The organism is Pseudarthrobacter sp. 05T312 (assembly GCF_056396685.1).
This window is the reverse complement of record NZ_JBFTLY010000027.1, coordinates 22,580-36,573: the sequence shown is the minus strand read 5'-3', so window position 1 is coordinate 36,573 and position 13,994 is coordinate 22,580. Positions and strand designations below refer to the sequence as shown.

Here is a 13,994-nt window from a genome sequence, read left to right as displayed (position 1 = left end):
ACGATGGTGGCCCAGGTCATGATGATGCCGACGGAGGCGATGTTCAGGACGATTTCGAAGGCTTCGGCGGGGACGAGGTAGTTCAGCGGGACGCCGAGGAGGGAGACGGTGGCGGTGATGGCGATGCCGCCGTAGGGGACGCCTGCTTTGTTCATGCGGGAGGCGAATTTGGGGGCGGAGCCGTTGACGGACATGGAGCGCAGGATSCGGCCGGTGGAGTAGAGYCCGGCGTTCAGGGAGGACAGGGCTGCGGTGAGGACGACGAGGTTCATGATGACGTCTACGCCCTGGACGCCGATGGAGCCGAAGAACGTYACGAAGGGGCTGACGCCTTTTTGGTAGGAGGTGAAGGGCAGCAGCAGGGCCAGGAGGATCACGGAGCCGACGTAGAACACGGCGATGCGGAAGACTACGGAGTTGATGGCCTTGGGCATGATTTTTTCGGGGTTTTCGGTTTCGCCGGCGGCGGTGCCGACGAGTTCGATGGAGGCGTAGGCGAACAGGACGCCCTGCATGAGGATGATCATGGGCAGCAGGCCGTTGGGGAAGATCCCGCCGTTATCGGACAGGAGGCTGATGCCCACCGGCTGGCCGGCGACGGGGGTGCCGAAGATGACGAAGTAGGTGCCGATGAGCAGGAACGCGACGAGGGCGGCGACCTTGATCAGGGCGAACCAGAATTCCATTTCGCCGAAGACTTTCACGGAGACCAGGTTCAGGGCCAGGACCACGAGGAGGGCGGTCAGTGCCCAGGCCCACTGCGGGACCTCGGCCATCCAGGGGACGTAGTTGCCGAAGAAGTGCATATAGAGGGCGGCGGCGGTGATGTCCACGATGGTGGTGGTGGCCCAGTTGATCCAGTAGAACCAGCCGGAGACGAACGCGGCTTTTTCGCCGAAGAACTCACGGGCGTAGGAGACGAACGAGCCCGAGGAGGGCCGGTGCAGGACCAGTTCGCCCAGGGCGCGCAGGATCAGGAACGCGAAGAACCCGCACACCGCGTACGCGATAACCAGGGACGGGCCCGCCGCGTTGAGCCGGCCGCCGGCGCCCAGGAACAGGCCGGTACCGATCGCACCGCCGATCGCGATCATCTGGATCTGCCGGGGCTTGAGGTTCTTGTGGTAGCCCTTGTCCTCCGCGTGCAGGGAGGTCTCGGACGCATGCGCATGACCACCATCAATCAAGTGGTCAGGAAGGGGAGTGTTTGTCATTGAAGTGTCCTTCGGGGAGCAGTTGGGGGGACTACTTGCTGAGGTTGGCCAGGCGTTCGGGGCTCAGGAGTTCCTGGAGCTGGGCGTCGGTGAGGAGCCCGTGTTCCAGGACGAGCTCGGCCACGCCCTTGCCGGTGGCAAGTGCTTCCTGCGCGATGGCGGTGGCGGTGGCGTAGCCGAGGTGGGGATTCAATGCGGTGACCAGGCCGATGGACTGCTCCACGGTGCGGCGCAGGTGGTCGGTGTTGGCAGTGATTCCACTGATGCAGCGGGCCGTGAGGGTGCGGCAGGCTGCCTCGAGGTGGGAGATGCTCTTGTGGAGGCTGTGGACGATGATCGGTTCGAAGGCGTTGAGCTGCAGTTGCCCGGCTTCGGCGGCCATGGTGATGGTGACGTCATTGCCGATGACCTCGTAAGCCACCTGGGAAACCACTTCCGGGATGACCGGGTTGATCTTGCCGGGCATGATGGAGGACCCGGACTGGACGGCCGGCAGGTTGATTTCGCCGAAACCGGCACGGGGGCCGGAGGAGAGCAGGCGGAGGTCGTTGCAGATCTTGGACAGTTTCACTGCCACGCGCTTGAGGACGCCGGAGAGGTGCACGAACGCGCCCACGTCCTGGGTGGCTTCGATGAGGTCGACGGCGGTGACCAGCGGCAGTCCGGTGATTTCCGCCAGGTGCCGGCAGGCTGTGTCGGCGTAGCCGGCAGGGGCGTTCAGGCCGGTGCCGATGGCGGTGGCGCCGAGGTTGATCTCGTGGATCAGCAGTTCGGCTTCCGCCAGGCGCAGCCGGTCCTCACCGATGGTGACGGCGTAGCTGCCGAACTCCTGGCCCAGGGTCATGGGTACGGCGTCCTGCAGCTGGGTACGGCCCATCTTTACCACGGTGCGGAACTCCATGGCTTTGGCCGCGCAGGCATCCTCAAGTTCTTCGAGTGCTGCCAGCAGTTCACGGGCGGCGAAGATGGTGCCCAGTTTCACGGCCGTGGGGTACACGTCGTTGGTGGACTGGCTGAGGTTGACGTGGTCGTTGGGGTGCAGGCGCGCATAGTCGCCCTTGGGGTGGCCCAGGATCTCCAGGGCCCGGTTGGCGATGACCTCGTTGGCGTTCATGTTCGACGACGTCCCGGCGCCGCCCTGGACCACGTCCACCACGAACTGGTCGGCAAGGCGTCCGGCCATGACATCCTGGCAGGCCTGCCCGATGGCATCGGCGCGTTCGGCATCCAGCAGGCCCAGCTCGCAGTTGGTGCGGGCGGCGGCCAGTTTCACGGCGGCAAGGCCGCGGACCAGGTGCATGTTGGAGGAGAGCTTCTGCCCGGTGATGGGGAAGTTTTCCACGGCGCGGAGCGTGTGCACGCCCCAGTAGGCGTGGGCAGGCACGTCCCGGTCGCCGAGCAGGTCGTGTTCAGACCGGACCTGGGCGGGTGCGGCGGTTTCGATAGTGGTCATGGTGTCCTTACGGGGCTTCGTTGACGGGTGCGGACGATTGGTCAAGGAAATCGGTGGCCAGGAGCCTGCCCACCTCGCGGCCGCCGCCCATTACCGGGGCGGTGGCGATGCCGGCGAGCCGGTCGGTGTCGACGTCCAGCGCCTCCAGCAGGCGGACGGTGGCGGGCATCCGGGCGCGGTCGCCGCCGTCGGAGATCTTGACGGCCACGGCGGCGCCGGAGGGCAGGCCCACCAGCTGCACGCCCTCAAAGCCGTCCTTGGCCACGGTGCCTGGCAGCAGGCGCATCAATGCGGTGACGTCGCGGCCTTCGCCGGCCACCATCTCGGGGTGCTGCTGCATGGCGAGCCCGACGACGGCTTCCGGGCTGCCGTCGTCGTCCGCCGCAGCCTTGGCAATCCGGGCGAAGGCGCGGGCCATGCCGCCCAGTGTGAGGGCGAACAAGGGGGTGCCGCAGCCGTCCGTGCTCACGGCGGCCGGCTCTTCGCCGGTCAGGTCGGTGACTGTTTGCGCCACGAGCCGCTGCAGCGGGTGGGATGGGTCCAGGTAACCCTGCACAGGCCAGCCGTTGATCTTGCACGTTGCTACCATGGCGGCGTGTTTGCCCGAGCAGTTCTGGGTGATGCGGGTGGCGCTGCCGCCGCCGCGCAGCCAGTCTTCCCGCTCAGCGGTGCCGTAAGGGAGGTCGGTGCTGTTGTCCAGGTCCGTGGGGGCCAGTCCGTGCAGTTCGAGGATCCGGAGCGAACCGTCGCGGTGTGCTGCCGCGCCCGAATGGCTTGCGGCGGCCAGTGCCAGGAGGTCTGACGGGAGTTCAAGGCCTGCGCGGACCATGGCCACCGCCTGGAGGGGCTTAAGAGCCGACCGGGGGTAGAACGGTGCCACGGGATCGCCGGCGGACGCCGCCATTGAACCGTCAGCCGCGAGGGCAACCGCGGAACCGTAGTGGACACTCTCCACCAGGCCGTCGCGGATGGCGGCGACCAGTGGGGCGTGCTGCGGAAGGGTCACCCCGGCCGGGGCAGCGGTGTGGGCAGCAGAAAAAACGGGGGAGGGCATGGGGTCCTTGGGAAGGTTGGTTGGATCTTGCTAGCTGTTGAGGATGGAGTCCAGGGCTACGCCCACGGCTTCGAGATGGTGGGCCATGGCGGCGCGGGCTTTTTCCGCGGAGCCGGTTTCGATGGCGGCAAGGATTTCCTGGTGCTCGATGTCTGAAGCGTGCTGGCGGTCTGCCACCATGTTCAGGGTCTCGGATTGGTGCGCCAGTGCGTCCCGGATGTCAGCCACGACGCTTGCGAACACCTTGTTGCCGCTGGCGCGGGCAATGGTGGCGTGGAAGCTGGAGTCCAGGGCCACCCACGATTCCAGGTCGGTTTCGGTGGCCATGGCCCCCATGATGTGGCGGAGGGTATCGAGTTCTTCTTCCGTGCGCCGCTCTGCGGCAAGTCCGGCAGCGGGGATTTCGATGTGGGGGCGTGCTTCGGTAAGGTCGCGGGCGGAGTACTGGCCCAGGGTGAGGTCATTGGCGACCTTGTTGGCGATGACGAACGTGCCCTTGCCGGTGCGGGTGACCGTCATGCCCAGGGCGGTGCACGAGCGGAGGGCCTCCCGGATCACCGAGCGGCTAACTCCATATTGCTGGGAGAGCGTGGCCTCTGAGCTGAGTTTGCTGCCAACCGGGATGCTGCCGGACTCGATGTCTCCGCGGATGGCGTTGAACACCGCCTCGGCAGCGCTTAGCCGGGCAAGGGGACGGAATGCAGGCTGTCCTGCTGTCCGGCTGTCTGACAGGTTCACGCCTTAAATATGGCACTGGTCACAGTCGCTGTCAAACCCTCCTCAGGAATTTGGGGCACTGTTTCGGCGTTGGCTGGCCGGGCGCCGCTGCTGCCGCCGCCGCCGTCGTGAGCGGAAGTGCCAGACCGCAAATGCCACCACTGCCACTGCGGCGATCACGATGGCGAGTTCCTGGCCCACCGCCTTGGCGACGGCCTCGTAGGAGTTGCCGGCCAGGAAGCCCAGAAGGACGAAGCCGATGCCCCAGACCAGGCCCCCGGCTGCGTTGTAGGCAAAGAACCTGCGGTAGGGCATGCGGGACGTGCCTGCCAGGGCGGGCATGACGGCGCGGAAGAAGGCAGTGAAGCGGCCAAGGAACACGGCGGAGCCACCTCTGCGACGCAGGAGGTCCTGGGCGTTTTCCAGCTTCGAAGCATGGCGGGCGAGGACCCTGGTTTTCACGAGGCGGCTGCCCAGGTGCTTGCCCACCTCGTAGCCGACAGTGTCGCCAATAATGGCTGCGGCCACCACCAAGGCCATCATGAGGCCCAGCTGCACTTCGCCCCGGCTGGCCACCACTCCGCCCAGGACAGCTGCGGTTTCACCGGGGATGACGAAGCCGACGAAGAGGGCGTCCTCGGCAAACACGAGGCAGAAGACGGCGATATACGCCACCAGCGGGCTGACGTTCAGGAGGCTGTCAATGAAGCCCGACATGGCAGCGGGTCAGGCCAGGGGCGCCGGGACGGGGCCGAGTTTCGCCAGGAATGGCATGCGGGCCAGCACGGCAAGGCCGAACCGGTTCCACAATCCCGTGACGAACACCGCGCCCGTGGCCGCTGTGAGGAAGGACGCCGTGACGTCCGTGGGGTAGTGCACGCCGAGGTAGACGCGCGAGAATGCGACCGAAGCGCCGATACCAATTCCGAGGATGGCTGCGGGGCGCTGCCACCTGGTGCCGCGGGCCAGCAGGAAGATGGCTATTGCCAGCGCGGAGGCCAGTGCCACGTGGCCACTTGGGAAGCTGTCAGTTCCCGGTTCGGGGACCAGCGGGTTGAACAAGGCGGAGGAGTCCGGCCGGTGCCGGGCTACCAGTACTTTGAACAGCTCGCTGCTCACCCAGGCGCCGGCGGCCACTAGCCCGGTGGCAACCGCGTTCACAGGGCTGCGGCGCGCCAGCAGAAGGAAAAGGCACAGGGCGGTGATCATCAGGACGCCGCCCGCGGGACTGAACACGACGTTGATGAACATTGCCACGGCGGTCAGCGGGGCCGTGTGGTCGTGGCTCAGTTCAGCGTCCACCGACATGTCCGCCGCGGTTAGGGCAGGCGTAAACCGCAGTGCCAGTCCCGCTGCCACAATCAGCACCGCCGCCGTGAGCGGAACGGCGATCCAGTGCCGAAGCTGGGGGAGGACCGCCATGCGCACGGCCGCGGCGTCCGCTTCGGACGCCGCCCCGGGGGAATGGTTGGTACGGGACGTCAAGGGTCTGCCTGGTTCTATCGCCGGTCAGGGTACCTATGAGTATGCACCTGTATGGCTGAAAGAATCCTGGGACCTTACTAGAGGTGCTGGATGCCTGCCCGCTGCATCGCGTCACGGTAAGTTTCGACGCTCTTGGCGAGCAGCTCTTCCTGCTTGGCCTCGGAAACAGCAAAGGCCCTGCCGCCAAGGGCGGAGGCCTTGTAGATTTTGATGCCGCTGTTCTTCAGCGATGAGTGGTAGGTCTTCTCGAACAGAGTCAGGAACGTGGAAGCGTCCGTACCGTGCGCGATGATGGCCGAAACGCGGGAATTGATTTTGAGGAACTGGCGGAACGGGCGGAGACCGTCGGTCTTTTCCTGAACACTCAATGCCGAGGGGCTGCCGCTCTCCCGTACCCAGGGGTAGGCATTCCACGGCATGACGAACCGGGGATCCAGCTCAGCGAGCTCATAGATCTGGGTGGCCCTGCGTGCAGCCTCGTCATCATTGTTGTGCGAGACGAACCCGGATTCGGTCCCTTTGCCGGGGCTCGCCTGGAGGCTGATGATTCTGCACTCGTCTTCGTCGTGGACGGGGTCGATATAGGGGACATTGGAACCGGGCTTCTTTTCCATCAGTTCATCGCAAAGTTGGGTTACCTTCGCGATGTTCGGTTCCTGTAGCAGGGCCTTTTTTTCGTCCCAATCAATCGTCACGATTTCTCCCTTGGCAGCGAGGCGTCCAGAATCAGGCGTCCTATGTCACTCTACGCTTCCCCGGGTGGGGGTGGGCACTCACAATTTTGCGGAGGCCTCCAACTAGCCTCCGCCGGCTGGCAGTTGGCCTAGTGCCGCCCGCGCAGGTGCTGGTTTTGAAGTTCGTCGAGCTGCTCATCTGTTAGGTCATCGAACGCGCCGGCTTCCCTTTTGTCACTGCGCGAGAAGCGGATGAACATGAGGATAATCAACGGCAGGTCCAGGACCTCGCAGATGAACCACAGCAAGTTGCCGGCGAATTGCTGGTCTTGGAGGGCGTCCCGGAACCACCACTGGGGATTCGGAACGGACGTCACATGGTCGAGCACCTGGCCATTGAGGCTCAGCAGGATGCCCGGGACCGCGTCGATCAGCAGTTCGATGAATACGAACATGAATTCAAGGGTCAGGTAGGCGCTGGACCGTTGGAAGTCGGACTCTTCGATGATGGGCAACGCCATCAACATTCCCAGTAGAGGAACTCCAAGGGTGAGCAGTGCGCCAGCCACGGGGTCGGTCCGCAGCGTGAAGAAGGCCGGCGTGAGGAAAGTGGAGAAGAGTGCCAGGCCCAGTAACGGCGCACCGAATGAGTTGCTTACGAATCGAACCGGCCTGCTGGACAGGACTGTGTCCAGGGCCGACCTGCCCTTGGGCGGCAATGCCGCCCGGGCGAGGGTGAGGGGTTTGCCAAGCCCGATCAGCAGGGGGACGACGAACAGCAGCAGGGAAATCTTGATAGTGAATGCCCACCGCTGCTCAGCGCTGTAAACCCCGGTAAAGCCACAGGTGAGAACGATAAAGGAGCCCAAACCCAGGACGTAGAACGCCACAGCCCGCCATGCCGGCCATCGATGACCGCCGTGCGCGGCGGAACGCATTCCCCACCCGTACAGGACGCCGGCCACGGCGACGAAAGCTGCAGCGGCCCAATCGAGTCGCCAGGAGGAAATGAGGATCTCAAGGGGTGGCACGCGCCAAATTGTAGATGGCGTTCCTGAGAGCTGCCTGTCCGTATTCCGGAATGACGGCGCGGTGCGGCGGCAGGCGCTGCCCTTGTTGGACTGCAGGCGCCCGGGGCCATGCTGTTCAATGGATTATGCAGTTCACCAGGAAGGGCCTGAAGGCCGAAGGCTTCGCCGGCTTCCGGCCCATCCGCAGCCTCGAGACAATGCGGATTCCGCAGGGAACAGGCCTGTTTGCGGTCTTGGTGCCGGAAGATTTCCAGGCGCGCTTTCTCACGAAGAGCACCGCCGGCGTCTTCAAGAAGAAGGACCCTTCCCTCTCCGCCGCAGCACTGGCCGCCGAGTGGGTGGATGGCGCGGTTGTCCTATACGTGGGGAAGGCCGGACCCGGAAGCAAGGGTAACCGGGGACTTCGGCGCCAGATCCAGGAGTTCGTTGACTTCGGGCAGGGGAAGCCTCCAGGCCACTGGGACGGGCGGCTCATCTGGCAGCTCGCTGACGCGGGATCGCTGACCATCGCGTGGAAGGAACTCCCGGCCGGCCAACTGAACGGCGCCGAAGCGGGTTGCCACGCTGCCTTCATGGCGGAATTTGGCCGGTTGCCGTTCGCCAACCTGGTGCAGGCCCGCACCAAGGCGGGTGGCTGACGCCTGCGGCAGGTCAGCTACGCAGATCCCCGCAGCCGATCCATCTCGCGCCGGTCCTTCTTCGTCGGGCGCCCGGCGCCCCGGTCGCGCTGCGGCAAGCCAAGCGCCGGGAGTACGGGGCGCGGGGGAGTGTGGTCGGTGAAGCAGTGCGACGCCGCCTCAGCCCCCACGCGTTTGGCTATGAGCCGGCGCACCTCAAGGGTGCGCTCGTACCCGGGCATCCGGACGGTGACGGTGTCGCCCGTGACCAGCGTCGCCGACGCTTTCGAGGGGCTGCCGTTAAGGCGGACATGCCCGGCGCGGCAGGCTGCCGTGGCGGCAGAACGTGTCTTGTAGGCGCGCACTGCCCACAGCCACGCATCTATTCGGACACTGGCGGGAGCGGATGGGAGGCTGGTCATGATTGGCACCGAGTATAGCCCCAGGGGGTGCCGCCCCGGGAAGCAGGTCCAGCTTCACTCCACCGCCACGCTGACGCGCTGCACTATGTTGTTGCCCATCCCCTGGTAGTTCCAGGCCTGCTCCAGTGGCTGGCTGGCGCCGGTAATGTCCGTGGCCCGGCACGCCAGGACATGTTCGCCGGGGTCCGCGACCCACGGAAGGCTCCACTTCCGCCACGCGTAACCGCCCACCGGCTTATCCAGGTGGGCCGGCAGCCAGGTGCCGTCAATCCCCACCTCGACGGCGGTCACGGCACCTCCGCCGGACCACGCGCGGCCTTCCAGCATCACCGGGCCAGCGCGGAGGAACCGCTTCCGGGTGAAGAAGTCCGGAACACCCGGCGGGACCATCAACGAACGCACCCTGATCCGCGAAACCGGGGTGCCGGCGTCGTCCGCGGTGTCCTGGTAGCGGTAGGCCACCTTCTGCTGGAACCCGGCGAACGGCGCCCTGGCCACCTCGATGGAGGCGAGCCACTTGACGCTGGCCATCCCGTACCAGCCCGGGACCACCAGCCGCAGTGGGTAGCCATGCTGCGGCGGCAGGTCGGCGCCGTTCATTTTGTAGGCAAGGACGACGTCGGGACGCAAGGCCTCGCAGACCGGCAGGCTGCGTGCGTAGCGCTGGGAGACGCCGCCCTGGAAGCCGGCATCGGCCCCGGTGAAGACCACTTCCACAGCGTCCGGCAACACTCCGGCCTTGCCGAGGAGATAGGCCAGCGGCACCCCGGTCCAGTGCGCGGTGCCCACCGCTTCCATGACCCAGGGCTGGCTGACGGGCCGCGGTTCAAGGAGCGACCTGCCATTGCCCGCGCATTCGAGGGTTACCGGCACAGTGATTGCCGGGTCCCTGCGGAGCGCGGCCATGCTCAGTTCAAGGGCGCGTTCCACCGCACCCCCGATCCGCAGGTGCCAGGACGAGGCGTCGACGTCGGGAATATCGAAGTGCGTGAGCACGTAGTGTAGCCCGGGCGGCGTGACCTCGCGGCGGAGCGCCTCCAGCGGCATCGAATGGTTGCGGGCTGCGAGCTGCAGTTCCTCCCGGGTGAGCGGGCCAGCCGTAGGCTCCGTGGCGGTGGCACGGACCGGCGCCGGCTCCTGCCGGGTGGACTGCTGGTTGCTGGACTTCATGGCGGTGCGATTCTGCTCGGCGGACTGAGTCCCCCCGCCACAGGTCTACGCCGGGCCCAGCCGCCCGTCAACGAAATTAACCGGGTTACAGCACCGGCCGCGTCAGGGATTCAGCCAGGCTGATGGGGTCCTGCCCGGTCAGCCCATGCACGTCCGGCGAAAGTCCCGCCATTTCGCCGGCGGCCATGGCCGTGTAGGTGCTGACCCACGCGTCCAGCTGCCATTGCGGGGCGCCATAGGAGGCCCGCGACGCGTACGCCTCCTCCACCGACTCCGCGTGGTAGCGCACCTGCCGCCCCGTGCCGGTGCTCAGCACCTCGGCAGCCCCGGCCATGCTCAGTTCCTCCGGGCCGGTCAGGTTGTACGTCTTGCCCTTATGGATGGCAGGATCCCGCAGCACGGCGTGCGCGGAGCGGGCAACGTCCTCCCGGGCCACGCCGGAAAAGACGCCGTCCCCGGCAGGCCCGCGGATCACGCCGTCGTCCCCGGTCATCAGCGGCAGGAAATCCAGGTAGAAGTTGTCGCGCAGGAAGGTGTACTCCATGCCGGACGCCTTGATCCGCTCTTCGGTGGCATAGTGGTCCCGGGCCAGCGTGAAGGTGGCGTCCGGGGCCGCCCCGTAGAAGGACGTGTACACCACGTGCTCCACCCCGGCGGCGGCCGCGGCGTCCACGAACGCGTAATGCTGCTGCAGGCGGTCTTCGGCCTCCGCGGCAGAGACCATGAACAGCACCTTCGCCCCGGCCAGCGCCTGCCGGGAGGCGGCGCCGTCCCCGTAGGAACACACCACCGGATGCGCGTCCTCCAGTTGCGGTGCCCGCGCGGCGTCCCGGACCAGCAGGCGCTGGGCGAAACCGGACCCGGCAAGCTGCCGTGCCAGCATTCCGCCCAGGCCTCCGGTGGACCCGGTGACGGCGAGGCCCGGCAGTTCCGACGGGGACGCCACTTAGGCCTCCCGGGTGGCCGGCGACTTGGTCTGCGCCGGGTCGCGTTCGGCGAGGCCTCCGACGGCGTCGTCAATCCTCTTAAGGACCTCCGCCTCCAGCTTCACTCCGGCGGCGCCGACGCTGTCGCCTATCTGCTCGGGCCGGGAGGCGCCCACGATGGCGGACGCCACGTTGGGGTTCTGCAGCACCCAGGCAACGGCCAGCTGCGGCATGGTGAGGCCAGCCTCCTGGGCAATCGGCTTCAGTTCCTGCACGGCGGCCAGGACGTCGTCGCGCATCCACCGCTGGATCATTTTGGCGCCGCCCTTTTCATCCGTGGCCCGGCTGCCTTCGGGGGCGGGCTGGCCGGGCAGGTACTTGCCGCTCAGGACACCCTGGGCCATGGGTGACCAGACAATCTGGGACACGCCCAGCTCTTCCGACGCCGGAACCACCTCGGCCTCGATCACGCGCCAGAGCATGGAGTACTGCGGCTGGTTGGAGATGAGCTGGAAACCCAGTTCCTTGGACAGCTTGTGGCCCTCGCGGAGCTGCCCGGCAGTCCACTCGCTCACCCCGATGTACAGCGCCTTGCCCTGCCGGACAATGTCCGCGAACGCCTGCATGGTCTCTTCCAGCGGCGTTTCGAAGTCGTACCGGTGGGCCTGGTAAAGGTCCACATAGTCCGTTTGCAGCCGGCGCAGCGATCCGTTGATGGATTCCATGATGTGCTTGCGGGACAGGCCAAGATCGTTCTTGCCCTTGGGGCCGGTGGGGCCGAAGACCTTGGTGAAGATTTCCACGGACTCGCGGCGCTCATCCTTGAGTGCGTGGCCCAGGACGGTTTCGGCGGCGGTGTTGGCGTAGACGTCCGCGGTGTCGAAGGTGCTGATGCCGGCGTCGAGCGCCGCGCGCACGCACTGGGTTGCGACGTCGTTTTCCACCTGCGAACCGTGCGTCAGCCAGTTGCCGAAGGTGATTTCCGAGACTTTGAAGCCGCTGTTTCCGAGGTATCTGAATTCCATGGGTTTCACGCTAACCCAGATGGTTGCTCAGGGTAAGGGCTTAGCCATTCTCCTTGGACTGCTCCTTGAGTACCTGCTGGGGACCGGCCAGTGACACAAGGGATCCGGTATCCAGCGGGGGCAGCGGATGCAGCGGCTGGGGCTTCTTGAAGGACCGCGGCATTTCGTGCGGGGGCCGGTGGTTGTGCAGGGCGGACTCCACCAGCGGGGCCACCTCGGACACCTTGTCCGCAGGTACGGCCGGGTCCGGAAGATCCCGCACGGACAGCTTGATTTCCGGCCGTTCGGCCCGCGCCCGGGCTTCGGCGCGCTTATCGGCCTGGGCAACGGCGGAGGCCCAGTCTTCGGCGAGGACCGGCGGTTCGGGGCGGGAGGCGGCAAGCTTTGGGTGGCGTACGACGGCGGTGCCCAGCGACTCCTTCAGCCGGGAGGGTTTCAGCGCGGCCGTGCGTTCCCGGAGAGGCTTGCGGGGCCGGCCCTGCTTGGCAGCGGCGCCGGCAAATCCGGCGGAATCGCGCTTGCCGGGGGCCCGCCCGAACAGGGTCATGAGGATGACCGCAGTGAGGCGGCCCAGGCCGGCAAGGACCAGGGTGATGACGCCGAGCAGGAAGAGGACCAGGAACATCAGGAGGGCCAGGCCCATGGTGCCCAGGAAAGTCAGGTTGAGGACGAGAGTGTCCGGGTGCTCCACGCCATCTCTCCTCTCTGCCTGCATCCTGCGGCCGCTTCCGGTGTACAGCGCCGGCCGCGGACTCCATCTCCACCTTACGGATTTTTGGCCGGCCGTGCCCCGGCACGCGTGGCCCGGTCCCAGGTTGTAGCGAAGCTGTTACCGGATATGACAGCATCACCGGGTGACCGCATCAATAGATTCCGCAAACTGCATATGTCTGTCCGGAGACCCTTACGCGGCCTGCTGTGGCCGGTTCCTTTCCGGCGGGGCGGAGGCCGCCACGGCGGAACAGTTGATGCGTTCCCGATACAGCGCTTTTGCCCTGCTGGACGAGGGCTATTTGCTCCGCACCCACCATCCCTCCACCGCGCCGAAGGCCCTGGACCTGGATGCTGCCATGGAGTGGCGCCGCCTGGACATCGTGGCTGCCTCCGGAGGTGGACCGTTCGACACCGCGGGCACCGTGGAGTTCAAGGCGTACTACCGCCATGGCAGCGAAAGGGGGATCCTGCATGAGAGCAGCAGGTTCGTTCGGGAGGGCGGCCGCTGGCTCTACGTGGACGGCGACATCCTCGCCTGACTACTCCCCGTCGTCGTAATACTCGCTGTCCGGGGTGAAGCCGGCGCGGTCAACTTTCCGGTGGAACCGCATGCCCGCCAGGCCGCCCAGCACAGCGCCCACGAGGGCCACCAGAGCCACCACGATCGCAGCGATGATGCTGGTGGTGGTCAGCTGTCCTTCGTTGATGGGAATGCGGGGGAAGCTGTTCAGGTTGGCCAGGACATTGAACTGCTGCCCGGCCACGAGTCCCAGGATGGCCACGACGATGGCTGCGATCAGGGCCCAGACCCACACCATGAGTCCCTGCTTGGCGCCGTTGAAGCGGGCCATGCGGCCGGCAACGTAGCCGCCGCAGTAATAGGAAAGGAACAGGATGACCAGCAGGACGATGATCCCTACCAGCCCAACCGTGCCGCTGTTCCGGGCCGCCTGGTTCACGGCCTCGTTGACATCGGTGTTGTTCGCAAGGCCCACGGCTGTCCCGGCTGCTGCCACCAGGGCGGTCAGCAGGACGGCCATGCCGGTGGCGGCCAGCCAGCCAAAGAAGGCGGAGCCAACCTTGATGCCGCCGAACCGCTCTTTCTGGCGCGCCACTGCGGTTTCCCTGTCCGCGAGCGTGGGGTCCACCATGGGAGCCGCTGCGGTGGGGGCGGGCCGGTACTCGCGCTCCGCGCTGGGCGGGGCAGGTTCGTAGGACCGCTCTGCCCTGAGGTCCGCATCCCGGTTCACGGCGCGGCCGCGTTCCCCCGGGCGCACAGGCTCGTTTTCACGGGTTACCGCCGTTTCACGGGCGCGGACTCCCTCCCGGGCGGGCGCCTGGTCCATCGAGCGCGTGGCGGCGTCGCCCGCGCTGTCGTCCCGGTAGCTTCCGCTGCGGGTGGTGTCGTCCTCCCGGGCGCGGCGGGGAGGCAGGTTCTCTGGGTCCGTTGAGCTGCTCATGACTCAACTCAACCACCCGCCCCGGGTGATAG

16 protein-coding genes are annotated in these 13,994 nt (G+C 66.5%); 2 read left to right on the top strand and 14 right to left on the bottom strand.

Translation table 11 applies throughout. The annotated features are described in order from the left end of the window. The 8 genes from AC1DIP_RS21840 to AC1DIP_RS21805 form a co-directional block, all read right to left on the bottom strand. Nucleotides 1-1,214: amino acid permease (locus AC1DIP_RS21840; RefSeq protein WP_477735071.1), on the bottom strand; the 1,214-nt coding region annotated here is incomplete at its 3' end. Between the two features lie 31 nt (nt 1,215-1,245). After that, a complete protein-coding gene (locus AC1DIP_RS21835) occupies nt 1,246-2,667 on the bottom strand; it encodes an aspartate ammonia-lyase (protein ID WP_476207934.1) in 1,422 nt (473 codons plus the stop codon). 7 nt (nt 2,668-2,674) lie between these two features. Then, a complete protein-coding gene (locus tag AC1DIP_RS21830; RefSeq protein ID WP_476207932.1) occupies nt 2,675-3,721 on the bottom strand; it encodes an asparaginase in 1,047 nt (348 codons plus the stop codon). A 30-nt stretch (nt 3,722-3,751) separates the two neighbouring features. Beyond that, on the bottom strand, nt 3,752-4,459 hold the full coding sequence (locus AC1DIP_RS21825; protein WP_476207930.1) for an FCD domain-containing protein: 708 nt from the start codon (nt 4,457-4,459) through the stop codon (nt 3,752-3,754). 42 nt (nt 4,460-4,501) lie between these two features. Beyond that, nucleotides 4,502-5,155, bottom strand: a complete 654-nt coding sequence (locus AC1DIP_RS21820) for a VTT domain-containing protein (protein WP_476207929.1) — start codon at nt 5,153-5,155, stop codon at nt 4,502-4,504. 9 nt (nt 5,156-5,164) lie between these two features. After that, the gene (locus AC1DIP_RS21815; protein ID WP_476207928.1) at nt 5,165-5,923 is read right to left on the bottom strand and encodes a phosphatase PAP2 family protein; all 759 of its coding nucleotides are present in this window, start codon (nt 5,921-5,923) and stop codon (nt 5,165-5,167) included. A gap of 77 nt (nt 5,924-6,000) precedes the next feature. Further along, entirely contained in the window at nt 6,001-6,618 is a 618-nt protein-coding gene (locus tag AC1DIP_RS21810; RefSeq protein WP_477735070.1) for a uracil-DNA glycosylase family protein, read from the bottom strand. Nucleotides 6,619-6,746: 128 nt separating this feature from the next. Next, nucleotides 6,747-7,628, bottom strand: coding sequence for a cytochrome c oxidase assembly protein (locus AC1DIP_RS21805; RefSeq protein ID WP_476207924.1), 882 nt, complete (start codon nt 7,626-7,628; stop codon nt 6,747-6,749). A gap of 125 nt (nt 7,629-7,753) precedes the next feature. Between AC1DIP_RS21805 and AC1DIP_RS21800 the strand changes: the two genes are divergently transcribed. Further along, entirely contained in the window at nt 7,754-8,266 is a 513-nt protein-coding gene (locus AC1DIP_RS21800) for a hypothetical protein (RefSeq protein ID WP_477735069.1), read from the top strand. Nucleotides 8,267-8,283: 17 nt separating this feature from the next. Here the strand turns inward: AC1DIP_RS21800 and AC1DIP_RS21795 are convergent, their stop codons facing one another. The 5 genes from AC1DIP_RS21795 to AC1DIP_RS21775 form a co-directional block, all read right to left on the bottom strand. Then, nucleotides 8,284-8,667 carry a S4 domain-containing protein gene (locus AC1DIP_RS21795; protein WP_476207921.1) on the bottom strand — a complete coding sequence of 128 codons (384 nt, stop codon included), beginning with the start codon at nt 8,665-8,667 and terminating at the stop codon, nt 8,284-8,286. Nucleotides 8,668-8,721: 54 nt separating this feature from the next. After that, entirely contained in the window at nt 8,722-9,837 is a 1,116-nt protein-coding gene (locus AC1DIP_RS21790; RefSeq protein WP_476207919.1) for a molybdopterin-dependent oxidoreductase, read from the bottom strand. 85 nt (nt 9,838-9,922) lie between these two features. Further along, complete coding sequence (locus tag AC1DIP_RS21785; RefSeq protein ID WP_477735068.1) at nt 9,923-10,783, bottom strand: SDR family oxidoreductase; 861 nt, start codon at nt 10,781-10,783, stop codon at nt 9,923-9,925. Then, entirely contained in the window at nt 10,784-11,788 is a 1,005-nt protein-coding gene (locus AC1DIP_RS21780) for an aldo/keto reductase family protein (protein WP_477735067.1), read from the bottom strand. A gap of 40 nt (nt 11,789-11,828) precedes the next feature. Next, the gene (locus AC1DIP_RS21775) at nt 11,829-12,479 is read right to left on the bottom strand and encodes a hypothetical protein (RefSeq protein WP_477735066.1); all 651 of its coding nucleotides are present in this window, start codon (nt 12,477-12,479) and stop codon (nt 11,829-11,831) included. Nucleotides 12,480-12,642: 163 nt separating this feature from the next. Between AC1DIP_RS21775 and AC1DIP_RS21770 the strand changes: the two genes are divergently transcribed. Further along, nucleotides 12,643-13,041, top strand: coding sequence for a YchJ family metal-binding protein (locus AC1DIP_RS21770; protein ID WP_476207912.1), 399 nt, complete (start codon nt 12,643-12,645; stop codon nt 13,039-13,041). Here AC1DIP_RS21770 and AC1DIP_RS21765 read toward each other — a convergent pair whose 3' ends face one another. After that, on the bottom strand, nt 13,042-13,962 hold the full coding sequence (locus AC1DIP_RS21765; RefSeq protein WP_476207911.1) for a TIGR04086 family membrane protein: 921 nt from the start codon (nt 13,960-13,962) through the stop codon (nt 13,042-13,044). Between the last annotated feature and the right edge of the window lie 32 nt (nt 13,963-13,994).

Coding starts and splice junctions, on each gene's coding strand:
- AC1DIP_RS21765 (WP_476207911.1), bottom strand. CDS start 13,962: ATGAGCAGCTCAACGGACCCAGAGAACCTGCCTCCCCGCCGCGCCCGG.
- AC1DIP_RS21830 (WP_476207932.1), bottom strand. CDS start 3,721: ATGCCCTCCCCCGTTTTTTCTGCTGCCCACACCGCTGCCCCGGCCGGG.
- AC1DIP_RS21795 (WP_476207921.1), bottom strand. CDS start 8,667: ATGACCAGCCTCCCATCCGCTCCCGCCAGTGTCCGAATAGATGCGTGG.
- AC1DIP_RS21800 (WP_477735069.1), top strand. CDS start 7,754: ATGCAGTTCACCAGGAAGGGCCTGAAGGCCGAAGGCTTCGCCGGCTTC.
- AC1DIP_RS21780 (WP_477735067.1), bottom strand. CDS start 11,788: ATGGAATTCAGATACCTCGGAAACAGCGGCTTCAAAGTCTCGGAAATC.
- AC1DIP_RS21790 (WP_476207919.1), bottom strand. CDS start 9,837: ATGAAGTCCAGCAACCAGCAGTCCACCCGGCAGGAGCCGGCGCCGGTC.
- AC1DIP_RS21820 (WP_476207929.1), bottom strand. CDS start 5,155: ATGTCGGGCTTCATTGACAGCCTCCTGAACGTCAGCCCGCTGGTGGCG.
- AC1DIP_RS21835 (WP_476207934.1), bottom strand. CDS start 2,667: ATGACCACTATCGAAACCGCCGCACCCGCCCAGGTCCGGTCTGAACAC.